Source organism: Microbacterium sp. H37-C3 (assembly GCF_027157935.1).
Classification (GTDB): Bacteria; Actinomycetota; Actinomycetes; order Actinomycetales; family Microbacteriaceae; genus Microbacterium; species Microbacterium plantarum.
On the sequence record NZ_JAPVLR010000008.1, the window covers coordinates 39,337 to 65,453 of the forward strand.

The window sequence follows — 26,117 nt, forward strand, 5'->3', positions numbered from 1 at the left end:
GAGTGCGGTCATGACCTAGGAGCGAGCGTCATCACGTTGGCTCCGCCGAAAACGATCGTTTGCGGCACGGGGTCGGTGTTCCTGGAATCGACCTCCCGAAAAATAGGGCCGTCTCGTAACCCTCTTTCGGGAGGTCGGTTTCGGGGCACAGTTTCGGTCCTGGCTTTGACCTTCGACCCGGCTCGAAGGTTTAGTGTCGGGCGCGTGCGTATCTCTGAGCTGTCCCGTCGCTCCGGCGTGCCGGCGACCGCCCTTCGGTTCTACGAGTCGGTGGGGCTCATCGTGGCCGCGCGCGCGGCGAACGGATACCGCGACTACGACGAGAGCGCCGTCGACCGGCTGACTTTCTTGCATGGGGCGAAACAGCTCGACCTGTCACTGCCCGAGATCGTCGAGTTGCTCGACGTGGTGGAGGCGGAGAGTTGCACTCAGGTTCGCGAGACCTTGCGGCCGAAGCTGGATGAGCGTCTGCGTGACGTCGACGAGCGGCTGGCGGTTCTGATGAAGCTTCGAGAGCGGCTGGTGGAGGCGACGGACCGGGTAACGACTTGTCCCGACAGCGGCGATCGCTGCCGGACAGAATGTGTGCTCGCGCGACCGGGCGCCTCATGTGTCACGGACCCGCTGACAGGCGGAGGGGACCGGTGAGGCTCGGCCCACTCGTCGAGTGGTGGGATCGCCGGCAGATCGCGCTCTACGTCGTTGCGATCGGGGTCGGTGCGACCCTCGGACTGGCAGCGCCACAGGTCGCGCCCGCTTTGGAGCATTCCATCGAGCCGGTGCTGATGTTGCTATTGTTCGCGACGTTCCTCGGTGTCCCCCTCATCGAGATCGGGCGGGCGCTTCGAGATATCCGCTTTCTCGGGACGGTCTTGGCCGCCAACTTCGTCGTCGTGCCTGTGCTCGCGTGGGGGCTATCTCGATTCGTAGCGGATGACCGGGGGCTGCTGCTGGGGGTGTTGTTCGTTCTGCTGACGCCGTGCATCGACTACGTGATCGTGTTCACCGGTTTGGCCGGCGGAGCTCGCGCGCGTCTGCTGGCCGCCGCGCCACTGCTGATGCTCGTCCAGATCGTTCTGCTGCCGGTGTTCTTGTTCTTGTTCGCCGGGGGCGATGTGCTCGCCGTGATCGACGTGGGGCCGTTCGTCGAGGCATTCCTGCTGCTGATCGTCCTCCCCCTTGCGGCCGCAGCGATCGTGCAGGCGGTCGCGCGACGACACCGCATCGGTCGCGCGTTAGAACAGGTGATGGCGGGTGCGATGGTCCCGCTGATGATGGTGACGCTGGCGGTGGTCGTCGGATCGCAGATCGCCGCGGTCGGCTCCCAGGCGCTGACGCTGCTGCGAGTGGTGCCGCTCTACATAGCATTCGTCGTAGTCGCTGTCGCGGCAGGCCTCCTCACTGCTCGATTCGCGCAGCTCGACGTTCCCCCCACTCGTGCCGTGATGTTCTCGGCGGCCACCCGGAACTCCCTTGTCGTGCTGCCACTCGCGCTAGCCCTGCCTGCCTCGTTGAGCATCGCGCCGCTTGCCGTCGTCACTCAGACGTTGGTGGAACTCGTCGCGATGGTCGTGCTCGTACGCTTGGTGCCCCGCATTGCTCGGCAGAGCGCTCCTACAGTGACGACCGACTGACCAGTACCGGCCCGGACGGCTCGATCAGTCTTGGAGAGCGGCCTCGAATCGCACGCGCTCCTCAGTTGTCGGGTCGGCGGCGAAGTCGCGGAACAGTGCCGCGTGTGACTCTTGTGCCTCGCCCCACTGTTCCTGTGTCTCGAACAGCCGGTGGTACATGTCTTCGAACTGGCCCTGCTGCGCGGCCGCTTCGGCGGCGACGGCCAGTCTGGCGACCTTGGTCATGACAGAACGTCGATGAGACGGAGGACTACGCCCGACTCGATCAGGATGTACAGGCCGAGCCCGATGAAAACGGCGGGCACGAGCCAATGCTCGATCTTCTCCAATGCCTCTGTGACGGTCTTGTTGGTGCCGACGAAGCGCGCGACGAGGCACCACACGGCGACGAGCACCAAGAAGACGATGATGGTGACGATGGTGTCCGGAACGGGGTTGGTGCGGAAGACCGGCGTGTAGAGGGAGATGTTGTCGGCGCCGTTGGCGATCGTGATGCCGGCGACTCCGAACAGTCCTCCTGCGCTGATCGCGCTGTCGTCGTCATCGTCGCCCCGGCGCCGGAGGGTTCGGATCAGGCCATAGACACCAATTGCGAGTGGGATCAGGCCCAAGAACCCGACCCATTCGTCCGGGACGATGGTGAGGCCGGCGGCGGCGATGACGCTGATCGCTACGAGAGCGATGAAGCCGAGGTATTGCCCTGCAACGACTTTCCATCCTGGAAGGGAGCCGCGCGTCGACGCGAGAAACAGCACCGTGAGGACAACGATGTCGTCGATGTTCGTGGCCGCGAACAGTCCGATGGCGGCCGCGATGGTTCCGATCATCGGGCATCACGCCCGTAGGTCTGGCACAGATCGACCTTGTAGCCGGTCGTGGCGAGGAGTCGCTCGGCGGCTTCCAGGATGTCGATGACTTCCGGAGTGGAAACGGAGTAAAAGTTCTGTCGACCTTCACTGCGGGCGACGACAAGTCCGCATTCGCGGAGGCATCCCACGTGCTCCGACACGGTTGACTGCGCCAACCCGAGCTCGTCGGTGAGGTCCCTCACCCGAGCCTCGCCCATCGACAGTCGCCGCAGTATCGACAAGCGACTGCGATCGGCAAGCGAGTGGAACAGCGATACAGCGGCGGTCATCTCAGTGGTCATCGTCACTCACCGATCATATCGGAGTTCGTTGATGAGATCTAAGCGTCCGGAAACGATCGTTCTTGGCATACCGTGCGCCGGTCGTTCGGAAGCGCTACCAGAAACGTGAGTCGATACCTGGGTTCCCGGTGATCCCGGAGTTCTCCCACATGCGCCGAGCCCGGTTCGAAGATGGCCGTCAACGGATCTTCCGCCGCGCATACAACTACGACATCCCACCTGGAAACGGGTCCGTGTCCGACTCGGGCCTGATTTTCGTGTCCTTCCAAGCCGACGTCGACACCCAGTTCACTCCGCTGCAGAAACGCCTCGACGAACTCGACCTCCTCAACGAGTGGACCGTCCCGATCGGTTCTGCGGTCTTCGCCATCCCACCTGGCTGCGCCGAAGGCGGATACATCGGGGACACACTTTTGAACTGAACCGGCAAACGCCGGGACGAAAAGCTGCCGCATCGCTTCTGAGGTGCAGGCAGGTGGGGCGTCACCTTTCCCTCCCGACGTCCCACGGTCGCCAGAGGTGGTGGTGCGCCGAAGGTGACCGGCCCGGGTGAGCGCGCACGGAAGTGCCGCCCACCCGGGCCACTCACACTCCGTCTTCTGTGGGTCTCACCCAGATGCTGCGTCCGACTCTTCGCCACGATCGAGTCTGCTGAGCTCGATGTTTCATCGGGTGTTCACTCACGAGCCAGCCCACGGCCCGACACGGCAGGTTTTCTGTATTGGTCCACGCGTCCCGTCCCATGCGGCGCGTTTTACTCGAGAGGCTTCCCCCACATGAAATCGTTCATTCGCCGACGGCGCGTCATCGCTGCGTTGGGCGCCACTGTGACCATGGTTGGCTTCGTCTCGATGAGCGCGTTGCCCGCCTCAGCGATGGCTGATGACCTTACTGAGAACGGCGGAGCCACCCGCAACGACGGCGACATGACCCAGTTGCTGCGGGACTCCATTGTTGACGGCCCCGCAAAGAACGTCATCCTGCTCATCGGCGACGGGATGGGCGACAGCGAGATCACGATTGCCCGTAACTACGCTGAGGGCGCTGCAGGTGAGTTCGCTGGTATCGACGCTCTGCCGTTGACCGGCCAGTACACGACCTACGCCCTGACGGATACGGGTGCGCCGAACTATGCGCCCGAGTCGGCCTCGACCGCGAGTGCGTGGTCTACCGGCACCAAGACCGTCAACGGCCGCCTCAGCGTCGACGTCGCCAACGCGCCGCAGGCCACTCTCCTGGAGATCGCTCGCGCGAACGGAATGAAGACAGGGAACGTCTCCACCTCGGAGATCCAGGACGCCACCCCCGGCGCCCAGGTCGCGCACATCTCCGCGCGTGGTTGCTACGGTCCCAACGAGACCAGCCAGCGCTGCGCTTCCGAGGCGTTGGAGAACGGCGGCCTCGGGTCCATCAGCGAGCAGATGCTCAACGTGCGTCCCGACGTGACGCTCGGCGGCGGTTCGGCTTCCTTCGAGCAGACCGCCAAGGCCGGCCCGTGGGAGGGAAAGACCCTTTTCGAGCAGGCGGAAGCCCGCGGTTTCCAGCTAGTCGGTGACGCCGCGAGCCTCGATGCGGTCACCGTCGCCGATGCGGATCAGCCCCTGCTGGGACTCTTCACCGAAGGTAACTTCCCCGTCCGCTGGCAGGGTCCCGTGGCGACCGACCTCACCTCGGGTGGTTCCCTGCCCGCCGCAGTGGCCTGCACGGAGAACCCCGACCGTCTCGCGAGCGACCTCTCGCTCGGATCGCTGACGGAGAAGGCAATCTCCCTGCTGGACGGCGAGGACGGATTCTTCCTCCAGGTTGAGGGCGCGAGCATCGATAAGCAGGACCACGCCGCCAACGCGTGTGGGCAGATCGGCGAGACGGTCGACCTTGACGAAGCAGTGCAGGTCGCTCTCGCCTTCGCCCAGGAGCGCAAGGACACCCTCGTCGTCGTCACGGCAGACCACGCACACACCAGCCAGATCGTCGGCTCGCCGATTCCCGGCCTGAACACGCACCTGCTCACAGCAGATGGCCAGGAGATGATCGTCGCGTACGGCACCTCCGCCCAGGGCGGATCGCAGCAGCACACCGGAGCGCAGGTGCGGATCGCCGGCTACGGCCCCGGCGCTGCGAATGTGGTGGGGCTGACCGATCAAACCGACCTGTTCTTCACGGCGGCAAACGGCCTGGCCCTCGAGCGCAATCTTGCGTCGCTGTCGGCCAACGCCACGATCTCCGCGCCGGCAGAGGTGCAGCCGGGTGCCACCTTCTCGGTCACCGCGGCTGGGCTCAACGCGGACTGGCAGACCGACGCCACCTTGGCGTCTGAGCCTGTCGACCTTGGCGCGCGGGATGTTCTCAACGGCACCGTGACCTACGAAGTCACCGCGCCGATGGAGGCGGGTGCTCACTCCGTGACCCTCACCGGCGCCCAGACCGGGACGGTTCTTACCGCGCAGTTCGCCGTCACGGACGCCGCGCCGGCGAACCCGACGCCGGAGCCGCTGCCCACCGAGACCGGTGCCGCAGCAGCCGGTGGCAGCAGCAACACCAACAACCCCCTGGCCCGCACGGGCGGGGCGCTCCCGATCGGCTTCTTCGTCGCCGGCCTCCTGGCTGTCACCCTGGGTGCTCACCTGGCATCCCGCCGTCGCCGCCGCACGGTCTGATCCCTTCGCGATGCCGGGAACCTCATTGGGAGGTTCCCGGCATCGTCGTATCCGGGTGTGTGCCCCCGGCTGCGCCCCGGATCTTGTCCGCGATCTGGAGCTCTCCCGCACCAACGTCTCCAACCGCCTCCGCCGCCGTCGTTCGCACGCGCCGCTTCCGGCGCATACACCGCAACTGACATTCACGCGCGCGGGTAAGCTGTAAGAGATGGTCTCCTCGGCCCGGACTCCGCGATCCGTGATGCTGAGTGAGCGTCTGCTGATAATGCGTTTCATTACCAGTGTCGGTTTGGCATTGCTTCTGATGATGGGGATCGCGGCGGCTAGCCATCTTGAAGGTAAAGGAACCGCGCCGGTTCCCCTAGTGATCAGTGCTTTGGTGGATCCGCACATCGACCCCGCCGCGCCGGACTCGGAGGTCTCGGTGATTGCCGAGGTAACGCTCCAACCTGACGCGCTGGCAGGAGTCGCTCTGTGTGTTCTGGGCGTACTGTGTGGCCTCGTCTTTTTGGTGCTGGCGAGGTTGATGTGGCGCTCCCGTCCTCCTTCTGTGCCTGAGTGGCAGCCGCTTCACGCTTTGTCGCTTCTTGCTTCTCCTGCTCGCCCGCGTGTGAGCGCTCTGTCTCTTCCTCAGTTGGGTCTTTCCCGAACCTGAAATCCGGCACGCCGCCTGTCTGGGCGGCGCTCGTCCCGGGCTGTGCCCGGGTTCTGTCCTGTGCCGTGTGAAGTGTTCGGAGTACCCGATGAAAACCCCTGTCAAAGCGACGTTGATCGCCGTCGCGGTCGCCGCCCTGCTGGTGCTAGCCGCAATCATCTATGCCCTCGTCAACCGGAGTCCGGCCGCACCGCCGGAGGGAGGCGCCGGCCCGGGGACCCTGTCAGTGGTCCGGGAGAGCTCCCACGTCCTCGACGACGGCGGCCCGGAGGCGGTGACCGTGGTGGAATTTCTCGACTTCGAGTGCGAGGCGTGTGGCGCGTTCTACCCGATCGTCGAAGACCTGAGGGGACAGTACGCGGGGGAAATCACATACGTGGTCCGCTACTTCCCGCTGCCCGGGCACTTCAACTCGAAGAACGCGGCGATCGCGGCAGAGGCCGCTGCAGGTCAGGACCGTTTCGAGGACATGTATCACCGGCTTTTCGAGACGCAGGCGGAGTGGGGCGAGGCACAAGAGTCCCGCGCTGATCTGTTCCGCAGCTTCGCCGAAGAACTCGGGCTGGATATGGCAGCGTATGATGCCGCGGTCGCAGACCCGGCCACGGCAGAGCGAGTGGAGCTGGACTTCAACGAGGGCCGCGCGCTCGGGGTGGGCAGCACGCCAACTTTCTTCGTCGACGGCGAGTTGCAGGAGCTGCAGGAGTGGGGTGACCTGGAAGCCGCGATCCAGGCCGCGGTGAACGGCGAATCCTGATGCCCGCGGGGTTGTCGCACCGGCGAGTGATCATCGTCGGCGCCGGGCAGGCCGGTCTTGCCGTGGCCGCCGCGTTAAGCGCGAAAGGGCTGCGGCCGCAACACGAGTTCGTGGTAATTGACGCTGCGCCGGAAGGTCAGCGTTCGTGGGGGTCCCGGTGGCATTCGATGATGCTGCTCAGCGATGCCCGGCACAGCAGCTTGCCGACGCGGCGATTGCCGGGGGATCAGCGGCGGCATCCCCGGGTCGACGAGATGGTCGACTACCTCAGGTTCGTCGAGGCGGGGCTTCGCGTGGAGACGGTCTGGGGCATCCGTGCGGTCGGCGTGGAGCATCGCGGCAACGGGTCCACGTTGCTGCTGGCCACCACGGCGGGGGAGGTGCAGACCCGCAACGTGGTGTGCGCGACCGGCGCCGCTGCGCATCCGCGGGTGCCGAAGTGGGCGTCAGGACTGACCGTTCCCGGTGTCGTGTTGCACAGCAGCGACTACCTGTACCCGCGGCAGATTCCCACGAGTGATGTGCTGATCGTCGGCGGCGGCAACAGCGGGGTGCAGCTGGCCCGGGAGCTCTCCGCGTCGCACAGAGTGACGCTTGCAGTCCGGAAACCCCGCCGTCTCCGGCCGACTGCCGGGTACACGGCAGCGGCGGGGGAGAGCGTGTCATGGCTGTCGCGTGAGCGGCGCGCCGAGCCGGTATTCGGCGATAGCTACGAGCAGCTGCGCCGCGCCGGGGTGACCCTTCGCCCGGCGGTCACCGCCGCGGCCGGGACGACGGTGAGCTTCTCGGATAGCAGCCAGGCCCAGCCCGGTTCGGTGATCCTCGCCACCGGCTACCTGCCCGGCGACGGGTGGCTCCCGGATGCGGCGCGCAAGGACACATCCAGGCGCACCCTGACCGGGATGCCGGGACTGTTCGTCGCGGGCATGCCGCAGTACGGCGGCCGCGGCGCCGACACCATCGCCGGTGTCTGGCGGGACGCCACCACAATTGCTCACCACATCATCCACCGCCCCTGAAGGAGCACCGTCCATGAAGAGAACACGCACACCCTGGTCTCGCAGAACCGCTTCTCCCGTTATCGCCGGTCTGACGGCGCTGCTCGCGGCCAGCGGACTGCTGCTGGCCAGCGCGGTCCCCGCCGCCGCGCACGACAATCTGATCTCCTCCACTCCCGAATCCGGCTCGACGGTCGGCATCTCCCCGGCGGAGGTCTCCCTCGCTTTCAGCGGAGAGCTGCTTACCGCGACCAGCGCCGTGGTGATCGAGGTGACCTCCCCGGACGGGCGGAACATCGCTGAGGGTGAACCGGTCGTCGACGGAACCACCGTCACCCAGGCGCTGGAACCCGAGACCTCTGCGGGCGTGTTCACCGTGCTGTGGCGGGTGGTCTCCAGCGACGGGCACCCGATCAGCGACCAGTACACGTACACGGTGGAAGCCGCCACCATCCCTACCAGTACCCCGAACCCCATGGCAACGACGGAGCAGGCCGCCGGACCGTCTCCGACCGCCACCATCGCCGGCACGGCCGGGTCGGATGTGCACACGGGCCCCTCCGGCGGTGGGGAATTCCTGCCAGTCGTGGCTGTGATCGGCGGAGTGGTCGTCTTCGGGGGTGCGCTGGTGGTCGTGCTGATGGTGGGAAGGGAACGTCGCCGCCGCGACCGGGCTGCTGCTGCGGCGGCCGGGGCAACGGGGAACCCAAATGAGACGGGGCAGGCACCCGAACGCCCCATCGACACGTGAACCTGGGCCGGGGCCGAGCCCCTGCATCCGAAGGAGAACATCATGAAATGCCCCGTCGACGCCACCGACCTGCTCATCACCGATCCGGCGTGGAGATCGAATACCGCCCGCAGTGTCATGGCGGCTGCTGCACTGCGGGAAGCTCGACAAGTTCATACACCCGGAGCTTCACCCCCGGACGAGGCCAGGACGATTACGGCAGGGAGCGGGATCAGCATGGCCGCACGAGCCGCCGCAAGCGGGAGGGATTCGTCGGTGAGTTCTTCGGCTTCTGACACGGCACCCCCGAGAAGACCCGCCCAGGCCCGCCGGTTCGCGGTCGCTAGCGTCACCGCGGGCGTGGTGGTGCTGATTGACCAGGCCAGCAAAGCGGCGGCCCTGTCCGAGCTGAGCGAGACCGATCGCATCCCGCTGTTGGGCGACGTGTTGGGGCTGCAATTGGCCTTCAACCCAGGCGCGATTCTCGGCCTAGGGTCAGGAGCCACCTGGCTGCTCACCCTGCTCGGCGTGGCCGCGACCGTGGTGCTGTTCATCGCTGCGTTGCGAGCCCGCACCGAATGGTGGGCCGCCGGCATCGGGTTCATCCTGGGCGGCGCACTCGGGAACGTGATCGACCGGATGCTCGCCCCGCCGGGCTTCGGACGCGGATACGTGACCGACTTCCTCGCCTATGGGAATTGGTTCATCGGCAACCTCGCCGACGTCGCCCTCGGAATCGGAGTGCTGATCCTGGCAATCGGGGTCTGGGGCAGCCACCGCGCCACCACCCGTAGCGACGCCAGCGCGCACCTGGGATCGAACTCATCGGTGGGTGGGCTGTGACCGACAACAAGCGGATGCCGTCCCTGTACCAGCGCAACGCTCTCGCACCAAGCCTGCTCGCAGCAGCGGTGCTATTCCTCGCACCGCTGCTGCAGGGCGGTGACTGGTACCTGGTGCCGCTGTTCGTGGCAGCGATCCTCGCTGTCATTGTCGGCTGGTTCGCGATCCAGGCGCGGCAGTGGTGGTGGGCGCCGGTATTCGCGTCGATCGCGGTGCTGTGGAACCCGGTATTCCCGTTCCCGTTCAACGGGCCGGTCTGGACCGCCGCGCAACCGGTCGCCGCGATCGTGTTCCTGGTCGCCGGGGCGATGATCAAGGTCAGACGCGCATGAGACGCCCCACGCCGTTCATCGCTGCGCTGCTGCTAACAGCCGTCGCGCTCACCGGCTGCACCAGCAACGACACCCTGGCCGAGCAGTACCGGGACGGGAACGAGAAGGGCTACATCGCCGGCGATTTCCAGGTCGTCGAGATCCCGACCGCCGACCGGGGTGAGCGGGTGGTGTTCGAGGGCGTCACCGAGACCGGGGAGACGGTGTCCAGCGACGACTACCGGGGCGGGGTGCTGGTGGTGAACTTCTGGTACGCCGCGTGCGGACCATGCATCGTCGAGGCGCCCCTGCTCGAGGAAGTGTGGCAGGAGTACCAGGATCAGGGCGTCGCGTTCCTGGGCGTGAACACCTACGACCAGCCCGCCACCGCCCTGTCGTTCGCGCGGGACAACAACGTCACCTACCCGAGTGTGATCGACGTCAACGACGGGCGCGTCAAGCTTGCGTTCGCGCAGGTCACCCCCATCCAAGCCACCCCCACCACCCTCGTGCTCGACCGGGACGGGCGGGTTGCGGCACGGGTCATCGGGCAGCTGGCCAGCGCGTCCATCCTGTCCACTCTCGTTGACGACGCCCTGGCGGAGTCCTCATGAACCCCGGTTCGGTGGTCGTGGACGGCGCGCTATGGGTGGCGCTCCCTCTCGCCGTGCTCGCCGGGCTGGTCTCGTTCGTCTCCCCGTGTGTGCTGCCGCTGGTTCCCGGCTACCTTGGCTACCTTGGCGGCGCCGCCAGCGCCCACAGCCCCACATCGACGTCGGCCGCTGGAGCGAGCACCACGGCGGGGGAGCGGAGGCGGCTGCTGGTGGGGGTGGCGTTGTTCATCGGCGGGTTCACGGTGGTGTTCGTCACCGTCACGATCCTCGGCGGCACGTTCGGGTTTCTGCTGCTGCAGTACGCGAACATCCTCACTCGCATCTTCGGGATCGTGATCATCCTGCTCGGGTTGGTGTTCATCGGGTTCTTCGGTATCTCCCAGCGCACCCTCCGCCCCCGCATCCGGGGTCGCGCCGGCCTGATCGGCGCGCCCCTGCTCGGGTTCGCGCTCGGCGTCGGCTGGACCCCCTGCATCGGCCCCACGCTTGCGGCGATCCTGTCGATGTCGTGGAACCTCGGCGACCCCGCCCGCGCCGGGCTGCTCGGCCTGGCGTACTCGCTCGGATTAGGCATCCCGTTCCTGCTGCTCGCCCTCGGCTGGGGGTGGGCGTCCCGCACGGTCGGGTTTCTCCGCCGCCACATCCGCGCCCTGAACATCATCGGCGGCAGCCTGCTCGTCCTCCTCGGACTCCTCATGGTGACCGGGTTATGGACGGCGCTGATGTCCGCCCTGCAACAGGTGGTGATCAATGTCCCCCTCCCGCTCTGACACCACCAGGGAGAACCCGATCGACCCGCTTCGTCCCGGAGACCACGCGGACTCCGACGGCCCCAAGATCATCCAGCCCGCGCTCGGTCTGGCGGGGTGGCTGCGGTGGGCGTGGCGGCAACTGACCAGCATGCGCACCGCCATCGTCCTGCTGCTGTTCCTCGCGATCGCCGCCGTCCCTGGCTCGCTGTTCCCGCAGCGCAGCGCCGACCCCAACGGTGTAATCCAGTGGGAACGCGACAACCCTGACGTCTTCGCCCTCGCGGACGCGGTCGGCCTGTTCGACGTGTACCTGTCGCCGTGGTTCTCCGCGATCTACCTCCTGCTGTTCACCTCCCTCATCGGCTGCGTCATCCCCCGCGCCCGCCACCACTACAAGGCGCTCCGCTCCCAGCCCCCGCGTACCCCCGCCCGCCTGTCCCGCCTCTCCGACTACCAGGAGGCGACCCTTCCCGCTGGCCAGGCTTCCGACCCTGTCGAACAGGCGATCGGGGTGGCTCAGCGGCAGCTGCGCCGGGCCGGCTACCGGGTGCAGCGGTACGACGGCCGCGGCTGGGTGTCGGTGTCGGCCGAACGCGGCTACCTCCGCGAGACCGGCAACCTGCTCTTCCACGTCGCCCTGGTCGGTGTGCTCGTCTCCGTCGCGGTCGGCGGGTCGTTCGCATACACCGGGCAGCGAGTCGTGGTGGAGGGCACCACGTTCGTCAACGCGCTCAGCGACTACTCCTCATTCAACCCCGGCCGATTCATCGACGGCACGGGCCTTGCCCCCTACTCACTCACCCTCGATGACTTCCAGGTCTCCTACCGACTGCCCGGCACCCCCGGCGCGGGGCAGGCCGGCGACTTCGCCGCCGATGTCACGATCCGCCAGCCCGGACAAGACGACCAGGCGCAGAGCGTGGTGGTGAATTATCCGATCACCGTCCAAGGCGACCGCATCTATCTGCTCGGCAACGGGTATGCCCCCACCCTCACCGTCCGTGACGCGGCGGGGGAGGTGGTGTTCAGCGAGTCGCAGCCGTTTCTGCCGCAGGACTCCAACATGACCTCGCTGGGGATCATCAAGATCCCGGACGGGCTGCCCGAGCAGCTCGGCCTGGTCGGGTTCTTCTACCCCACCCAAGGGGTGCTGCCCTCCGGGGCGTTCACCTCGATCTACCCCGACGTCATTAACCCAGTGATCACCTTCAACGTGTTCAGCGGGGACCTCGGCATCGACGACGGCACACCCCGGTCGGTGTACACGCTCGATGTCAACGGGCTCACCCAGCACACCGGCGGCGACACCGGCCTCGACTCCCTGGAACTGACCCTCGGCGACACGGTGGACCTGCCGAATGGATGGGGAACGGTCACGTGGGAGATCGCAGGCGACACCGATCCGGTGAAGCGGTTCGCGTCGCTGCAGATCCAGCGCGACCCCAGCAGCGGCTGGGTGCTCGCGTTCTCGATCCTCGCCACCCTCGGGCTGTTTGCCGGCCTGTTCGTGCCGCGCCGCCGGCTCTGGGTGAAGGCCCGGCTCAGCACGGAGGGTGTGCAGGTCGAGTACGCCGGACTTGCCCGCGGTGAGGATCCTGCCCTCTCCCGAGCCGTCACCGACTTCGCCGCGCAGCACGCGACCGCCTACGCGGTCGAGACCGCGGAGGGGGAGCGGTGAACGAGTGGATTCCTGACACTCCGCCGACCCTGCTCGGGTTCCTGACACCCGTGCCGCTGCCGTTCCCGGTCCTACCCACTCTCGCCGCGCTCCTGGCCGCCGGGTACCTGATCGGCGCGATCCGGCTGTGGACGCGGGGGCGTCGCTGGCCCGTGTGGCGCACCGTCAGTTTCCTGCTGGGGTGCCTCCTCCTGGCGGCGGTCACCGGGCTCGGAGTCGAAGCGTACGGGTATGCGCTGCTGTCGGTGTTCATGTTCCAGCAACTCTCCCTGATGATGGCGATCCCGCCGCTGCTCGTACTCGGTTCCCCCGGCACCCTGCTGCTGCGCGCCGCTCCGCACCACGGCGCCGGCCGGTTCGTCCTCCGCGCAGCCCACGCCGGCCTGCGCAGCCGGGCCGCGCGGTGGGCACTGAGCCCCTGGGTAGCGCTGCCGCTGTATCTGCTTGCGTTCTACGGGCTCTACCTCGCCGACTTCGCCGACCGCATCCTCGCCACCCCCCAAGGGCACATCACCCTCGAGATCGCGTTCCTGGTAGCGGGGATCCTGTTCACCATCCCGGTGCTCTCCGCCGACCCGCTGCCGGTCCGGCTCAGCCACGGCGGCCGCGCTCTCGACGTGTTCGCCGAAGCCGCGCTACACGCGTTCTTCGGCGTGTTCCTGATGATGGCCACCAGCCTGCTCGTGGACCACTTCGCCGCGCCTACGCTGGCGCTGGGGATTGACCCGATCGAAGACCAGCGGGTCGCGGGCGGGCTCGCCTGGTCCTACGGCGAGGCCCCCACCCTACTGATGCTGATGTTCGTCATGCACCGGTGGTTCCGCGACGACACTGCCCGAGACGCCGCCGCCGCCCGGTACGCCGACACCCACGGCGACCCCGAGTTGGACGCCTACAACACCTACCTCGCCACCCTCCGCCAGAAAGACACCTGACGGATGTCCCCCACCACGCCCCTCCTCACTGTCGCCGCCCCGGCACGTCCGTCGATGGACAACCCCAACTCGAGGCCGCTGCTGCCGTTGTGGGCGGCGACGCCGGTCGCCGCGGCCGCCGGGCTTGCGTTGGATCTCGCGTCGCCGCCGCTGGGGTGGTGGCCGCTCGCTTTCGTCAGCGTCGTCCTCGCCCTTGCCACCCTGATGGGCCGCAGCATCGGCGGCGCGCTGCTGGTGGGCACGATGTTCGGAGTCGTGTTCTACTTCACCCACCTGGTCTGGGTGGGCGAGTTCCTTGGCCCGGTGCCATGGATTGCGCTGGCAGGCCTGGAAGCGGTGCTGTTCGGACTCGGGGCTATCCCGATCACCCTCGCCTACCGGTGGACCGCGCGGTTCCGCGCCCGAGGGCCAGGGCAGCTGGTCGGGATTCCGCTGCTGGTCGCCGGGCTCTGGGCGACTCGCGAGGTCGGGATGGGGGCATGGCCGTACTCGGGATTCCCTTGGGCGCGGCTGGGCATGACCCAAGTCGAGGGGCCCCTGCCGCAACTTGCGTCATGGACTGGTGTCACCGGGCTATCCTTCTTCCTCGCGGCCGTTTGTGCCGCGCTCCTGCAGTGGCTCCGCGCAGGCGGCATTCGCTTTCCGCGCGGTGCCTTCTCGACCGCGGCTGGTGTGCTGCTCCTCGTCGCGGTTCCGCAGTTCCCCACTACGGATGCCGGCACGTTCACCGTCGGATGGGTGCAGGGTAACGGCCCCGCCGGCTACTTCGACGACCGCCTCCCCGGCGACATGCTCGCCGCGCAGACCACCACCACCGAGCCGCTGATGGGGCAGCCGATGGACCTCATTGTGTGGCCCGAGGGCTCCGTCGACTCCGATCCCCTCACAGCTTCCGCCACCGCCGCGGTGCTGGACCGGCTGGTGCGAGACGCGGGTGCGCCGCTGCTCGTGAACGCCGCCACCACACGAGGCGCGGACGTGTTCAACACCTCGCTGCTGTGGTCCGCGGATCCCGCGGACCGGCAATGGCACGACAAGGTCAACCCGGTCCCGTTCGGCGAGTACGTGCCCGACCGGTGGTTCTACGAGCTCCTTGCCCCCGACCTTGTCGGCCTCATCCAACGCGAATACACCCCCGGCACTAACCCGCCCTTGATGAAGGTCGGGAACGTCGGGGTGGGGCTGGCGATCTGCTTCGACGTGATCTACGACACCGTGATTTGGGACAGCGCCCGCGCCGGCGCGCAGCTGTATGTGTTCCAGACCAACAACGCCGACTTCCGCGGCACCGACGAGAACATTCAGCAGCTCGCCTTCGCGCGGATGCGGGCTATCGAGACCGGCCGCACCGTGGTCAATGTCTCCACAGTCGGCACCAGTCAGGTCATCGCACCAGACGGCGCCACCATCGACAGCATCGGCGTGGACATCGCCGCCAACCGGGTCACCACCGTTCCGCTGCGCAGCGGGCTCACCCCGGCCGTCGTGGTGGGCCCGTGGGTCACCGGGACGCTCCCTGTCTCGGTAATTGTCGCTCTGGGCGCGCTTGGCCTCCTACACCGGGGCCGTCTGCGTGGCACGGCGGACCACAGCGACCGGCGGCCGAAGCAGCGACGCGGCCCACAGGCCGCCCGAGCGATCGGAGATCGGGATGCGACATAGACCGGGGCGGCCTGATCGGCAGCCAAGCAACACCGGCAATGCGCTCGGCTGCAATCAGCCCTTCGAGGTGTACATCGACGGCACCGCCGTGGACTTGCTGGTCTAGTTGCAAGTGAACGCAGGCTGACCCTCCACACGACCGGACCGCCCCTGATGATGAAGAGGAAACCCCCGCCATGACCGGACCCGACCCGCTCTCCCTCGACGGTATCTCGCTGCTGCTGGTGTGGACGGCGATCGCCACCTACCTGCTCGCGTTCATCGCATACACCATCGACCTCGCCCAACGCTCCGTCCCCGCCAGAGCGCCTGCGCTGGTCGGCGTGGCCGCGGACTCCGAGGTGGGGGAACCTGTGCCCGTCCCGCCGGGGGATATCCGGGTTCCGCCGTCCCAGCGGTCACGCTTGCTGTGGGCGCGGATTGGGACGGTGCTGACGGTTCTCGCGTTCCTGTTCCACCTGGCCGGCACCATCCTGCGGGGAGTTTCCGCACAACGCGTGCCGTGGGCGAACATGTACGAGTTCGCGTTGACCGGCACGGTCCTGATCGTCGCCGTTTATCTCGTCGTCCTGCGCCGCTATGACCTCCGCTTCTTGGGCGCATTCCTGATCGGCATGGTGGTGCTGCTGCTGGGCGGGGCGACGATCACGTTCTACGTCGAGGTCGTCCCGTTGATGGATCCGCTCAAGAGTGTCTGGCTGGTCATCCACGTGTTCGTCGCGTCGCTGGCCACCGCGCTGTTCGCGATTGCCTGCGGCCTCGCCGTCACCCAGTTGCTGCAGGCCCGCCGGGAGCGCCGCACCACTGTGGCGTCCCGAGAGGACGCACGTGCGGCCGGCCCCCGGTTCCTGGCGACTCTGCCCACTGCGGAGGTACTTGAGTCCCTCGCGTATCGGTTCGTGATCGTCGGATTCGTGTTCTGGACCTTCACGCTGATCGCCGGCGCGATCTGGGCAAACGATTCCTGGGGACGCTATTGGGGGTTCGACACCAAGGAGGTGTGGACCTTTGTGATCTGGGTGCTCTACGCCGGGTATATCCACGCTCGCGCGACCCGGGGCTGGCGCGGCACCCGTTCGGCCTGGCTGTCCATAATCGGGTTCGTCACGGTGCTGTTCAACTTCACCATCGTCAACATGTTCTTCAAGGGACTCCACGCCTACTCCGGCCTGAGCTGACCCCCGTCCACCCCGCAAGAGCCGAAAGCCCGCCGTGACCCCGACAGCCACCCGTACCACCGACCAGGACGTGATCGTCCTCGGGTTGAGTCCGCGCGCCCTCCGCGCTGCGGGCCCCACGGTCCTGGCCGTGACCGCGCTGGTCGCACTAATTGCGGGGTTGGCGTTCGGCGGGGGCGCGGCAGGGCTTCAGCTGGGCGATGCTGGCCCCGTCGTGCGGTGGGGCCTGCCGGTCGCGAAACTAATTGTGAACCTCGCCGCGGCAGGCATGGTCGGTGTGCTCGTGACGGCCCTGTTCACTCTGCGGGCCGGGGAGCGGGAGATCGACGTCGCCCTAGACACTGCCTCGATCGCTGCCGCCGTGTTCACCGTGGCCTCCGGAGCGACGGGGTTCCTCACCTTCGTCAATGTGTTCAACCCCGCGCTGGACGCCGGACCGGTGTTCGGCGCGCAGATCGGCCGGTTCCTCGTTGAGACCGAGGTGGGCCGCACCTGGCTCATCACTACGGTCGCCGGCGCCTCGCTGACCGTGTTGACGTTCGCGGTGCGGTCCTGGCCGGGCACCCTCCTCGTAACCGTTTTCGCGGTCGCCGCTCTGGTGCCGATGGGCACGCAGGGGCACTCCGGCGACGATGCGTTCCACCATGAGGCAATGACAGCGCTCATCCTGCACGTCATCGGCGCCGCGGTGTGGCTCGGAGGGTTGCTGCTGCTCGTCATGGTTCGTCCTGTGCTCACACGGGTCCGCCTCGCCGATGTCGTGGCCCGCTATTCGAGCATCGCGCTGGCCGCGTTCGTGCTCGTGGCTGTGTCCGGCACCGTGCGCGCCGCGATCGGCCTGCGGGAGTGGACCGCGATGATGTCGCCCTACGGTGTGATCCTCGCCGTGAAAGTGATTGCGCTGGTCGCACTCGGTTTCTTCGGGGTCTGGTATCGCGCCCGCCTGGTCGGAACGATGCGTGACTCTGACCGTGGCAGCCGGTCCTTCTGGACGCTCATCGTGTTCGAGGTGGCGGTGATGGGCATGGCCAGCGGCGCCGCGGCTGCGCTCGCACGCACGCCCCCACCAAACCCCACACCGCTTCCGGCAAATCCGTCCCCAGCGGAACGACTCACTGGCGCCCCGCTGCCCTCCGAGCTCACCGTCGACCGGTGGTTCACCGCGTGGAACATCGACCTGCTCTGGGCGGTCATCGCCGGCTTCGCCGTGTTCTTCTACCTCGCCGGGGTGCGGCGGCTGCGCCGCCGTGGCGATGCGTGGCCGCCATATCGCACGATCATGTGGGTCGCTGGAATGGGCCTGCTGGTGTGGGTCACTGGCGGCGTCGTCAACGTCTACCAGGACTACCTGTTCAGCATGCACATGGTCGGGCACATGCTGCTCACGATGGCGATCCCGGTGCTGTTGGTCGCCGGGGCCCCAGTCACCCTCGCGGCCAGCGCGACGACGGCACACGCGGTGGCCGCGAATGGATCCTCTGGGCTGCGCACTCCCCAGTCGCCCGGATCCTCACCAACCCGTTCGTCGCCGCGGGGCTGTTCATCGGGTCGTTGTGGGTGTTCTACTACACCGACCTGTTCCGCTGGTCGCTCTACGACCACCTCGGGCATCAGTGGATGATCGCGCACTTCCTTATCACCGGGTATCTCTTCGTGCTGTCACTGGTAGGCGTGGACCCGGTGCCGTACCGACTGCCGTATGCAGGCCGGCTGCTGCTGCTGATCGGCATCATGGCAATGCACGCGTTCTTCGGCATCGCGATCATGATGCAGTCGGGACTCATCGTCGCTGAGTGGTTCGGTGCGATGGGCCGCACCTGGGGCGCGAGCCCGCTCGAGGACCAGTACACCGGCGGGGGGATCGCCTGGTCGATCGGAGAGATCCCTACCCTCATCCTCGCGATCACGGTCGCGATCCAGTGGAGCCGTAGCGACGACCGCGAGACGAAGCGCCGCGACCGCCACGCGGACCGCATGGGGGAGACGGAACTGCAGCAGTACAACGCGCATTTGCAACAGCTCGCCGAGCGCGACGCTCGCACGCGCAGGTGACCGCGGCCGCACGACCGTGCCTTTTCCAGACGGCGGGAACGTCCCGTAGCGAAACGATAACCCTTCCCGGTTTCGTGATTCAGAGGCGAGTGACCCCTATAGGCGATATCATCGCCGCATGACGATGAATATGGACGAGGTGATATTGGACGAAGGTGCTACCAGCGTGTATGCGCATTTGTTCGATGCGCTGGGGGACCCCACTCGGCTCGCCGTGCTGCAGCACCTTGCTTCCGGTGAGCATCGGGTGCGTGACTTGGTTGAGCACGTCGGCCTGGCACAGTCCACCGTGAGCAAGCATCTGGGCTTCCTGCTCGAGTGTCGCCTGATCACCGTCCGCCCAGAGGGGCGGTCATCCTGGTACGCCCTGACGGAGCCGAATGCGACGGCCGCGCTGATCAACGCGGCTCAGACCCTGCTGAGCGCCACAGGGACCCACGCCGAACTGCACGCACACCTGCGTCAACCGCACCACCTACACAGCGAGAGAACGGAGCTCCGGTAATGGGCGCTGGACACACTCACGGCCCCGCCCCGGAAGCCGGCCAGCCCGGCGATCACCGCAGGAAGCTGTGGATCGCTTTCGGTATCACCGCAGTCATTGTCGCGGCCCAGGCAGTCGGATCCGTGGTCACCGGCAGCCTCGCGCTTCTCACCGACACTGCGCATGCGATCACTGACGCATCCGGGCTATTGGTCGCCCTCATCGCCGCGACCCTCATGCTGCGTCCGGCCAACGCCAAACGCACCTGGGGCTTTCGGCGCATTGAGGTCATCGCCGCGCTCGGACAAGCAGCCCTGCTGCTGGTCGTCGGAACCTATACGGCCGTCGAAGGCGTTCGACGTCTGTTTGAACCACCGGAGGTCCCTGCCGCCGAGCTGCTAATTTTCGGCATCATCGGTCTCACGGCAAACATCATCGCGATCGTCCTGCTCTCTTCAAGCCGCGGCGTGAACTTCAACATGCGAGCCGCGTTCCTTGAAGTTCTTAACGACGCTCTCGGATCGCTTGGCGTGATCGTGGCGGCGATCGTTATCGCTACCACCGGTTTTCTTCAAGCCGATGCGATCGCCGGGCTGCTGATTGCGGCACTCATCGTTCCCCGGGCATTCAAACTTCTCCGGGAAACCACGAGTGTGCTGATGGAGTTCACCCCGCCCGGCCTAGACCTGGACGACGTCCGCGCGCACATTCTTGAACTCGATCACGTCAAGGACATCCATGACTTGCACGCTTCGACCGTCGCGACGGGGCTTCCCACCATCAGCGCGCACGTGGTAGTCGAAGACCAATGCTTCACTGACGGTCATGCCGCAAACGTACTGCTCGACGTGAAGAAGTGCGTCGCCGAGCACTTCGAAGTGTCCGTGCTGCATTCCACCTTCCAGATCGAAACGGATCACATCCAGGAAGAAGAACAAGCCTCTGTCACTCATGCGTGACGGCGCTAAAGCGGCAACATCACCCGACCTCAACTACCTCAACGCGATGATCAGAGGTAGCAGTACAGCCGCGTTTCAGCGGCGCTCGTTCACGCGGAGCTTCGAATGACCACACAACCTGTACGCGAGCCGTTGTTCGCTGGATTTCTGGCGAGCGTCGGCGTCATCGGCCTTACCGCTTCACTCGCGCTCTCCATAGAGAAGCTCGAGAAGCTGCAGAACCCGAACGCGAGCGTGGGCTGCGACCTGTCCGTTCTGGTGCAGTGTTCTGCAAACCTAGATAGCGCGCAAGGTGCTGTTCTTGGCTTCCCCAATCCCTTCCTGGGGTTGATCGGATTCTCACTCGTGCTTTGTGCTGGTGTAACCCTCTGGGCGGCACCCAACCTCGCCCGCTGGTACTGGGCCGTGTTCAATATCGGTGTCGCAGGCGCCTTCGCATTCGTGCTCTGGCTGATCGGCCAGAGCATCTATGTGCTTGGCACTCTCTGCCCGTGGTGCATGGTCGTTTGGGTCATCACCATTCCGCTATTTGTTTTCACCACGGGTAGGAACGCCCGGACCGGCATCTTCGGTGCTCGAACGGCACGGCTCGGACAGCGACTCTGGCCATGGTTAACACTGATCACCATCGTGGCGTATATGACTATCGCTGCCGTCGCGCAGGTCCGTCTGGACGTTCTAGCTACTCTTCTTTGAGCCGGGGCTTTGGTCCACTCGGCTTTGTCGACAGCCGGCACATGTCCTCGGAACAACCTTGCTGGGCCGGGACCGCGGCGCAGGTGTCTTCACGGCTCAATGGTTGTGGTGCTCGTGCTCATTGTCGTGTTCGTCCTCATGGAGGCTCCAGATCGGTGACGTGGTTGTCGCCGAGGGGGGTCAGACGCGGGCGGGTTCGGGCGTTGCGGCGCGGGCGCGCAGAGCGGCAGGGCGTTGCGCGGCACGCACGCCGTTGAGAATCACAAACACCTCTGCGATCTCGTGCACGAGGACCACGCCGGCCAGCCCGAGCGCACCGAAGAGCGCGAGTGGGAAGAGGACGACGATGATCGCGAGGGCGAGCACGATGTTCGCGGTCATGATTCGGCGGCCGCGACGGGCGTGGGCGAGGGCGCCGGGGATCAAGCGGAGATCGTTCCCGGTGAAGGCGACGTCGGCGGACTCGATCGCAGCAGCCGACCCTTTCAGTCCCATGGCGATCCCGACAGTGGCGGTGGCAAGGGCTGGGGCGTCGTTGATGCCGTCACCGACCATGGCCGTCGGGCGCGCGGTTGCGAGTTGTTCGATGACGGCGGCCTTGTCTGCGGGGAGCTGCTCTGCGCGGACGTCGGCGATGCCCGCCTGTGCGGCGATCGCGCGAGCGGTGCGTTCGTTGTCCCCGGTGAGCATCGTGATCCCGATACCGGCATCCTGCAGCAGTCGCACGGTCTCTGCGGATTCCGGGCGCAGTTCGTCACGGATGCCGATGAGTCCGGCAATCTTGCCGCCCGCTTCAACGACGACCACTGTCATGCCGTCTTCGCCCATCTCATCAGCGGCCGAGCTGAGTGCACCGGGGGCGAGCCACCGCGCGTTCCCGACGCGGACCAGGGTGCCGTCGACGCGGCCGGTGATTCCGTGGCCGGCGTCTTCGACCACGTCCGCGGCCGCAGCTGCACCGGGTGCGGCCGCGGTGATCGCGGCGGCAAGCGGGTGGCTGCTTGTCGCTTCGACTGCTCCCGCCCAGGTCAGCAGCTCGGCCCGTGAAATGCCGGCTGCGGGGCGCACGTCGACGACGGCCGGCTCGTTGCGGGTGAGGGTTCCGGTCTTGTCTAGCGCGACCGCACGGATGGTGCCGAGCTGCTCAAACGCCTCCCCGGACTTGATCACGACGCCGAACTTGGACGCGGAGCCGATAGCGCTGATCACCGTGACCGGCACGGCGATCGCGAGAGCGCAGGGAGATGCGGCGACCAGGACGACGAGTGCACGCTCGATCCAGGTCGCCGGATCTCCCACGATGAACCCGAACACGGCAACGAGGGCCGCGGCGATCAGCACTACGGGGACCAGGGGGCGGGCGATCCGGTCGGCGAGCCGTGCGCGGTCGCCCTTGCGGGCGTGGGCTTGCTCGACGAGGGACACGATCTGGGTGAGCGAGTTGTCGCGCCCATCCGCGGTCGCCTCGATCCGCAGCGTTGATGCACCATTCACCGAGCCGGCCGCGACCGCAGTGCCGGGGCACACGTCGACGGGGATGGACTCTCCCGTGATCGCGGAGGTGTCCAGGCTCGATCGGCCTTCGACGACAACACCATCGGTCGCGACACGCTCACCCGCCCCGACGACGAGGATGTCGAGTTCACGGACGTCCGCGGCCGGGATCGTCGTGTCGCCAGCGAGACGCGAGACACGCACGGTCTCGGGAATCAGGGACAGCAGCGCACGCAAACCCTCTTTCGCCTGATCCATCGCCCGGTCCTCGAGAGCTTCCGCCAGCGAGAACAGGAACGCCAAAGTCGCAGCCTCACCAACGTGGCCGAGGAGTACCGCACCGATCGCGGCGATGGTCATCAGCAGCCCGACACCAAGCCGTCCCCGGATCAGCCGGCGGAACGCACCGGGGACGAACGTATAGGCTCCGGCCAGCAGAGCAGCCCATTGCAGCACGAGGGCGAGGAGCTCGATACCCGCCCACTCGAGCGCGTAGCCAGCAATCAGGAATAGTCCGGAGAGTACGGAGGGGAGCAGGGCGACATCGCGCCACCACGGCGGACGCACCTCGTGCTCATCGTCACCCCTGCTGCCCTTCGAAGGCAGGGCCGGACCGCAGCACGCGTCGCCTTCCTCGTGAGCCTGGGTCGGGACGGTGTTGTGTACCGGCTCGGGAGCACAGCACGCGCCTCCCGCAGCACGGGGACGTGTCAGCTCGATGCGCTGAATGGTGCGGGTCTTGCGGGGCTCGTCCGGGCCACAGCACTCTTCACTCATGCGCAGCACTCACACTTCTCATCGGTGCACGGAACGCCCTTATCGACCGCGACGACCGCTTCCAGCATGTGCCGCAGGCCCACGGTGAGATGCGGGTCTGCGATCTCGTATCGCGTACGACGCCCTTCCGGCGTCGCAACAACCAAACCGCACCCCCGCAGACACGTCAGATGGTTGGAGACATTTGAACGCGTCAGATCGAGGTCACGCGAGAGTTCCGCTGGGTAGCCGGGCGCGTCCAAGAGCGCCAAAAGGATCCGCGAGCGAGAAGGATCCGCCATCGCGCGACCCAGACGGTTCATCACATCGAGACGAGAAGCAACAGTCAGCACCAGATGAATATACAGCGAACGCTGACCAGTAACATAGATCTACCAGGCTGCCGAAAACGATCGTTTCCGGCGGGCTCGTCGACGTCGACGAGCAGGCGCGCGACACGCCGAGGATCGATCCGCCGAAACCCCCTGCCGAAACCGAATCGCGCCGGAACCTCGGCAGTACCGTTTTCGGCATGGCACATGAAGTCGGCTACGCCCGAGTCTCGAAGCGGGAGCAGAACCCGGACGCCCAGGCGGCGGAACTCCGGCCGCCGGCTGCGAGCGTGTCCTCGTCGACCACGGCCGATCGAGCCGGGTCATCGACCGCCCCCAGCGGTTGGCGTGCCTCGATCACCTGCAGCACCGTCGCACAGCCCAGTCATGGTCACCGACTGCGACCGGTCGACTGCCAGCGAAGGTCACGAACCTGCTGACCTCACGAATCTGCTACCCTAGAACCATCACGATCAGCCCGCTCGCCTCACGGCTCGGGCTGATTTTCTTTTAGGAGAGATGTGGTCGCGTACGCGAAGCCGTGGCTGTCGATCGAGCAGCAGATTGCTCAGTTACGGGGGAGAGGGCTTACGGTCGACGACACAGCGGAGGCCGCACACCTTCTCGAGGAAGTCGGTTACTACAGGCTCACCGGGTACCTCTACCCGGCACGCCAGTCTGAGCCCATCGCCGAAGACGACGGACGCTCGAGTATCCGAGTGCTGAACAGCTACCGTCCGGGAACGCGTCTCGAACATGCTGCTGAACTCATCGCCTTTGACCGAAAGCTCCGCCTGCATGTCCTTGAGGCGGTTGAGCGCATCGAGGTATCTCTACGCACTCAGGTGGGTTACATCCTTGGCCGACGATCCGCGTTTGCTCACCTCGAACCGCGCACCTTCACTCCTGCATTCGTGGAGCCGTACGTCGATGACATGACTGGCGAGACCACGAGCAAGCATTCGAAGTGGCTAGAGCGCATCGATGAACGCCGCGCTAGCTCAAAAGAGGCTTTCGTTGAGCACTTCCGAACGAAGTACGACGACCAGATGCCGATCTGGGCGCTGACGGAGATCCTCGAGCTCGGGCACCTTGCCAATCTGTACAAGGGCCTTCAGAACGATGTCGCTACCGAGATCGCCATGCACTATGCCGTCCCCAGCAAGAAGATCCTGACGAGCTGGATCGCCAGTACGAACTATGTGCGGAACGTCGCTGCCCACCAGGCTCGCTTGTTCAACCGTAAGCTGGTCGACGCGCCGACGCGCCCCAGGGGCGCGTCGATCCCGCTCCTCGTGCACCTCCGGGACGACCATGCCCCCAAGCAGGACTTTGGCCTATATAACGCTCTCGCGGTCATGGCCTACCTGCTCCGTAGCATCTCGGGGTACTCAGAGTGGGTTAATCGTCTGCGCAACATCGTCGGTGGGTTCCCCAGCGTTCCGTTCCTCGGGATAGACAGCATGGGGTTCGGCGAGGGCTGGGATCGACACGAGTTGTGGTCGCAAGCTTCCCCCGGCGATTGAACAAAATCCTGTCGCGGGAGCCTCGCCATGAGACCATGCGGCCTTGAGCTCTGGCTCGTTCACCCTGAACAGCCTCAAGCTGCTCTTCCCGTAGCCCGCGGCTGGGAGGTCCGGAGTCATCCTCGACCGGGGCTCCCGCACGCTTTGCGCTTCACGCGCGAGGCCTGCTCGTCGCGCGTTGACGTACGGCCTCCGGGTTCGGCCCAGACTCTGCGGTCAGCTGCTTCAAGGGCTGGCTCGAGACTCTCGCTAGAGTTTTCGGATCGCGCGGTTGCACCAACCTGTAGATCCTTGAGTGTATGTACCATGCGCACCGCGGTAGAGATCGAAGCATCCATCTAGAGCCTTGAGTACGTGACCAGAGGTTGGTCGCATCGCCCACCGTCCGCTGGTTTGCTTCTGGCGTGTTTGAGAAGTTGCGACAGCATCTGTTATGTCGGAGCGACATGCGCGTCACAACGGCCTTCAGGCTGTCGCCGATCAACTCATGCATGCCATTGACTTCCGAGGTCAACCACCAGGTCCCGCAACCGCTTCCAAACGATTCCTCCGATCCTCAAAGCGTGCTGACGGGCGGCATCTGTCCTTGACCCGAGCCGCCAACTCAACCTGTCGACACGCCGGTGAAAGTTGTTGGCAAACTTCTCCATCGATGCGGTAGTGTTCGGAGTGACAGCAGCGGAAGGGGAGTCAATGGGCTTTCAGGTTTACGAGAAGGGCAGCGCCCCTGTCTCAACTGTGCCGTCAGTCACGATCCAAAAGCGCGGTTTGATCTCCGTCAACAAGGCCGCGTACGACGCGCTGGGTGCTCCGGAAGGGGTGGAACTTCTGTGGGATCCCGACCGTAGAGCAATCGCCTTGCGGCCCGCAAAGTTGACGAACCAGAACGCGTACCCGCTTCGAGCGCAGGGCAGTCACTCCGAGAAGGGACCGTGGCTCGTCGCCGGGACTCTGTTCACTCAGTTCATCGGCCTTGATACGTCGCAGGCGTACCGATGGACCCCGGAAGTCGAGGACGGCCTGCTGGTTGTTGACATCAGCAAGCCTGGCAACAAGGTGTCGAGTCCTCGGGGCCGCGCGAAGGCGGCAGCCGATAAAGCAAACGTGGCCACCGAGGATGAGTCGGTGACCACGTAACTTCCTCTCACTCCCGCGACATCGTAGGTCGCTGGTGAGAGGATGCCACCCCGGGAAGCAGCCAGGTAAGCCTGCTGACGGGGCCTGTGAGAGGGAAAGGGGCCGGGCGACCGGCCCCTTTTGGCAT

General features: G+C 66.2%; 25 protein-coding genes and 2 pseudogenes. 22 read left to right on the forward strand and 5 right to left on the reverse strand.

The genetic code is table 11. From position 1 onward, the window contains the following. The first annotated feature begins 204 nt into the window (after nt 1-204). Together O1W71_RS15720 and O1W71_RS15725 are read left to right on the forward strand one after the other, a co-directional pair. On the forward strand, nt 205-648 hold the full coding sequence (locus O1W71_RS15720; RefSeq protein ID WP_210006398.1) for a MerR family transcriptional regulator: 444 nt from the start codon (nt 205-207) through the stop codon (nt 646-648). After that, nucleotides 609-1,634 (forward strand): arsenic resistance protein, encoded by a 1,026-nt coding sequence (locus O1W71_RS15725; RefSeq protein ID WP_210006397.1) that lies wholly within the window; start codon nt 609-611, stop codon nt 1,632-1,634. The genes O1W71_RS15720 and O1W71_RS15725 overlap by 40 nt, the downstream gene beginning before the upstream one ends. Nucleotides 1,635-1,658: 24 nt before the next feature. Here O1W71_RS15725 and O1W71_RS16460 read toward each other — a convergent pair whose 3' ends face one another. Genes O1W71_RS16460 through O1W71_RS15740 form a run of 3 tightly spaced genes read right to left on the reverse strand, consistent with a single transcriptional unit; the run spans nt 1,659 to nt 2,784 of the window. After that, complete coding sequence (locus tag O1W71_RS16460; RefSeq protein WP_404568994.1) at nt 1,659-1,859, reverse strand: hypothetical protein; 201 nt, start codon at nt 1,857-1,859, stop codon at nt 1,659-1,661. Next, the gene (locus O1W71_RS15735; protein WP_114587653.1) at nt 1,856-2,461 is read right to left on the reverse strand and encodes a cadmium resistance transporter; all 606 of its coding nucleotides are present in this window, start codon (nt 2,459-2,461) and stop codon (nt 1,856-1,858) included. Before O1W71_RS15735 ends, O1W71_RS16460 begins: the two co-directional genes overlap by 4 nt. Further along, nucleotides 2,458-2,784, reverse strand: coding sequence for an ArsR/SmtB family transcription factor (locus O1W71_RS15740; RefSeq protein ID WP_210007729.1), 327 nt, complete (start codon nt 2,782-2,784; stop codon nt 2,458-2,460). The genes O1W71_RS15735 and O1W71_RS15740 overlap by 4 nt, the downstream gene beginning before the upstream one ends. Nucleotides 2,785-2,903: 119 nt before the next feature. Between O1W71_RS15740 and O1W71_RS15745 the strand changes: the two are divergent. From O1W71_RS15745 to O1W71_RS15830, 18 genes and pseudogenes are all read left to right on the forward strand, one after another. After that, nucleotides 2,904-3,206, forward strand: a pseudogene (locus O1W71_RS15745) (Dyp-type peroxidase); the annotation flags it as partial. A 354-nt stretch (nt 3,207-3,560) separates the two neighbouring features. Then, complete coding sequence (gene phoA, locus O1W71_RS15750) at nt 3,561-5,441, forward strand: alkaline phosphatase (RefSeq protein ID WP_269268770.1); 1,881 nt, start codon at nt 3,561-3,563, stop codon at nt 5,439-5,441. A 208-nt stretch (nt 5,442-5,649) separates the two neighbouring features. Further along, on the forward strand, nt 5,650-6,096 hold the full coding sequence (locus tag O1W71_RS15755; RefSeq protein WP_162815388.1) for a hypothetical protein: 447 nt from the start codon (nt 5,650-5,652) through the stop codon (nt 6,094-6,096). A gap of 88 nt (nt 6,097-6,184) precedes the next feature. Further along, nucleotides 6,185-6,853: a DsbA family protein gene (locus O1W71_RS15760; RefSeq protein WP_114587702.1), complete on the forward strand. Its 669-nt coding sequence runs from the start codon at nt 6,185-6,187 to the stop codon at nt 6,851-6,853. Nucleotides 6,854-6,879: 26 nt separating this feature from the next. Further along, nucleotides 6,880-7,872 carry a flavin-containing monooxygenase gene (locus O1W71_RS15765; protein WP_269268771.1) on the forward strand — a complete coding sequence of 331 codons (993 nt, stop codon included), beginning with the start codon at nt 6,880-6,882 and terminating at the stop codon, nt 7,870-7,872. 13 nt (nt 7,873-7,885) lie between these two features. After that, complete coding sequence (locus O1W71_RS15770) at nt 7,886-8,602, forward strand: copper resistance CopC family protein (protein ID WP_269268772.1); 717 nt, start codon at nt 7,886-7,888, stop codon at nt 8,600-8,602. Between the two features lie 339 nt (nt 8,603-8,941). Continuing rightward, the gene (locus O1W71_RS15775) at nt 8,942-9,424 is read left to right on the forward strand and encodes a signal peptidase II (protein ID WP_269268773.1); all 483 of its coding nucleotides are present in this window, start codon (nt 8,942-8,944) and stop codon (nt 9,422-9,424) included. 14 nt (nt 9,425-9,438) lie between these two features. Further along, nucleotides 9,439-9,756: a DUF6804 family protein gene (locus O1W71_RS15780; protein ID WP_404568995.1), complete on the forward strand. Its 318-nt coding sequence runs from the start codon at nt 9,439-9,441 to the stop codon at nt 9,754-9,756. Continuing rightward, nucleotides 9,753-10,349: a TlpA family protein disulfide reductase gene (locus O1W71_RS15785; RefSeq protein ID WP_269268775.1), complete on the forward strand. Its 597-nt coding sequence runs from the start codon at nt 9,753-9,755 to the stop codon at nt 10,347-10,349. Before O1W71_RS15780 ends, O1W71_RS15785 begins: the two co-directional genes overlap by 4 nt. Then, the gene (locus O1W71_RS15790; RefSeq protein ID WP_114587698.1) at nt 10,346-11,119 is read left to right on the forward strand and encodes a cytochrome c biogenesis CcdA family protein; all 774 of its coding nucleotides are present in this window, start codon (nt 10,346-10,348) and stop codon (nt 11,117-11,119) included. Before O1W71_RS15785 ends, O1W71_RS15790 begins: the two co-directional genes overlap by 4 nt. Beyond that, a complete protein-coding gene (gene resB, locus O1W71_RS15795; protein WP_114587697.1) occupies nt 11,100-12,779 on the forward strand; it encodes a cytochrome c biogenesis protein ResB in 1,680 nt (559 codons plus the stop codon). Before O1W71_RS15790 ends, resB begins: the two co-directional genes overlap by 20 nt. Further along, nucleotides 12,776-13,714 carry a cytochrome c oxidase assembly protein gene (locus O1W71_RS15800; protein ID WP_269268776.1) on the forward strand — a complete coding sequence of 313 codons (939 nt, stop codon included), beginning with the start codon at nt 12,776-12,778 and terminating at the stop codon, nt 13,712-13,714. Before resB ends, O1W71_RS15800 begins: the two co-directional genes overlap by 4 nt. Before the next feature lie 3 nt (nt 13,715-13,717). Next, nucleotides 13,718-15,376: an apolipoprotein N-acyltransferase gene (gene lnt / locus O1W71_RS15805; RefSeq protein WP_331282663.1), complete on the forward strand. Its 1,659-nt coding sequence runs from the start codon at nt 13,718-13,720 to the stop codon at nt 15,374-15,376. A gap of 176 nt (nt 15,377-15,552) precedes the next feature. Beyond that, nucleotides 15,553-16,554: a c-type cytochrome biogenesis protein CcsB gene (gene ccsB, locus O1W71_RS15810; RefSeq protein ID WP_114587696.1), complete on the forward strand. Its 1,002-nt coding sequence runs from the start codon at nt 15,553-15,555 to the stop codon at nt 16,552-16,554. 85 nt (nt 16,555-16,639) lie between these two features. Further along, nucleotides 16,640-18,606, forward strand: a pseudogene (locus tag O1W71_RS15815) (cytochrome c oxidase assembly protein). A gap of 118 nt (nt 18,607-18,724) precedes the next feature. After that, nucleotides 18,725-19,111: an ArsR/SmtB family transcription factor gene (locus O1W71_RS15820; protein WP_210006400.1), complete on the forward strand. Its 387-nt coding sequence runs from the start codon at nt 18,725-18,727 to the stop codon at nt 19,109-19,111. Next, nucleotides 19,111-20,049 (forward strand): cation diffusion facilitator family transporter, encoded by a 939-nt coding sequence (locus tag O1W71_RS15825; RefSeq protein ID WP_114587694.1) that lies wholly within the window; start codon nt 19,111-19,113, stop codon nt 20,047-20,049. The genes O1W71_RS15820 and O1W71_RS15825 overlap by 1 nt, the downstream gene beginning before the upstream one ends. A gap of 105 nt (nt 20,050-20,154) precedes the next feature. Then, entirely contained in the window at nt 20,155-20,745 is a 591-nt protein-coding gene (locus O1W71_RS15830) for a vitamin K epoxide reductase family protein (protein WP_114587693.1), read from the forward strand. Nucleotides 20,746-20,925: 180 nt separating this feature from the next. Here O1W71_RS15830 and O1W71_RS15835 read toward each other — a convergent pair whose 3' ends face one another. Both O1W71_RS15835 and cmtR read right to left on the reverse strand, forming a co-directional pair. Then, nucleotides 20,926-22,806 (reverse strand): heavy metal translocating P-type ATPase, encoded by a 1,881-nt coding sequence (locus O1W71_RS15835; protein WP_269268777.1) that lies wholly within the window; start codon nt 22,804-22,806, stop codon nt 20,926-20,928. Between the two features lie 206 nt (nt 22,807-23,012). Beyond that, a complete protein-coding gene (cmtR, locus tag O1W71_RS15840) occupies nt 23,013-23,348 on the reverse strand; it encodes a Cd(II)/Pb(II)-sensing metalloregulatory transcriptional regulator CmtR (protein ID WP_269268778.1) in 336 nt (111 codons plus the stop codon). Between the two features lie 500 nt (nt 23,349-23,848). Between cmtR and O1W71_RS15845 the strand changes: the two genes are divergently transcribed. Further along, entirely contained in the window at nt 23,849-24,853 is a 1,005-nt protein-coding gene (locus tag O1W71_RS15845) for an Abi family protein (RefSeq protein WP_269268779.1), read from the forward strand. A 693-nt stretch (nt 24,854-25,546) separates the two neighbouring features. Beyond that, nucleotides 25,547-25,990: a hypothetical protein gene (locus tag O1W71_RS15850; RefSeq protein WP_269268780.1), complete on the forward strand. Its 444-nt coding sequence runs from the start codon at nt 25,547-25,549 to the stop codon at nt 25,988-25,990. Nucleotides 25,991-26,117 lie beyond the last annotated feature (127 nt).

Excerpts from the sequence above, each read along its gene's own strand:
- O1W71_RS15725 (WP_210006397.1), top strand. The coding sequence starts at position 609 with ATGTGTCACGGACCCGCTGACAGGCGGAGGGGACCGGTGAGGCTCGGC.
- O1W71_RS16460 (WP_404568994.1), bottom strand. The coding sequence starts at position 1,859 with ATGACCAAGGTCGCCAGACTGGCCGTCGCCGCCGAAGCGGCCGCGCAG.
- O1W71_RS15735 (WP_114587653.1), bottom strand. The coding sequence starts at position 2,461 with ATGATCGGAACCATCGCGGCCGCCATCGGACTGTTCGCGGCCACGAAC.
- O1W71_RS15740 (WP_210007729.1), bottom strand. The coding sequence starts at position 2,784 with ATGACCACTGAGATGACCGCCGCTGTATCGCTGTTCCACTCGCTTGCC.
- phoA (WP_269268770.1), top strand. The coding sequence starts at position 3,561 with ATGAAATCGTTCATTCGCCGACGGCGCGTCATCGCTGCGTTGGGCGCC.
- O1W71_RS15755 (WP_162815388.1), top strand. The coding sequence starts at position 5,650 with ATGGTCTCCTCGGCCCGGACTCCGCGATCCGTGATGCTGAGTGAGCGT.
- O1W71_RS15760 (WP_114587702.1), top strand. The coding sequence starts at position 6,185 with ATGAAAACCCCTGTCAAAGCGACGTTGATCGCCGTCGCGGTCGCCGCC.
- O1W71_RS15770 (WP_269268772.1), top strand. The coding sequence starts at position 7,886 with ATGAAGAGAACACGCACACCCTGGTCTCGCAGAACCGCTTCTCCCGTT.
- O1W71_RS15780 (WP_404568995.1), top strand. The coding sequence starts at position 9,439 with ATGCCGTCCCTGTACCAGCGCAACGCTCTCGCACCAAGCCTGCTCGCA.
- O1W71_RS15785 (WP_269268775.1), top strand. The coding sequence starts at position 9,753 with ATGAGACGCCCCACGCCGTTCATCGCTGCGCTGCTGCTAACAGCCGTC.
- O1W71_RS15790 (WP_114587698.1), top strand. The coding sequence starts at position 10,346 with ATGAACCCCGGTTCGGTGGTCGTGGACGGCGCGCTATGGGTGGCGCTC.
- resB (WP_114587697.1), top strand. The coding sequence starts at position 11,100 with ATGTCCCCCTCCCGCTCTGACACCACCAGGGAGAACCCGATCGACCCG.
- lnt (WP_331282663.1), top strand. The coding sequence starts at position 13,718 with ATGTCCCCCACCACGCCCCTCCTCACTGTCGCCGCCCCGGCACGTCCG.
- ccsB (WP_114587696.1), top strand. The coding sequence starts at position 15,553 with ATGACCGGACCCGACCCGCTCTCCCTCGACGGTATCTCGCTGCTGCTG.
- O1W71_RS15820 (WP_210006400.1), top strand. The coding sequence starts at position 18,725 with ATGACGATGAATATGGACGAGGTGATATTGGACGAAGGTGCTACCAGC.
- O1W71_RS15825 (WP_114587694.1), top strand. The coding sequence starts at position 19,111 with ATGGGCGCTGGACACACTCACGGCCCCGCCCCGGAAGCCGGCCAGCCC.
- O1W71_RS15830 (WP_114587693.1), top strand. The coding sequence starts at position 20,155 with ATGACCACACAACCTGTACGCGAGCCGTTGTTCGCTGGATTTCTGGCG.
- O1W71_RS15850 (WP_269268780.1), top strand. The coding sequence starts at position 25,547 with ATGGGCTTTCAGGTTTACGAGAAGGGCAGCGCCCCTGTCTCAACTGTG.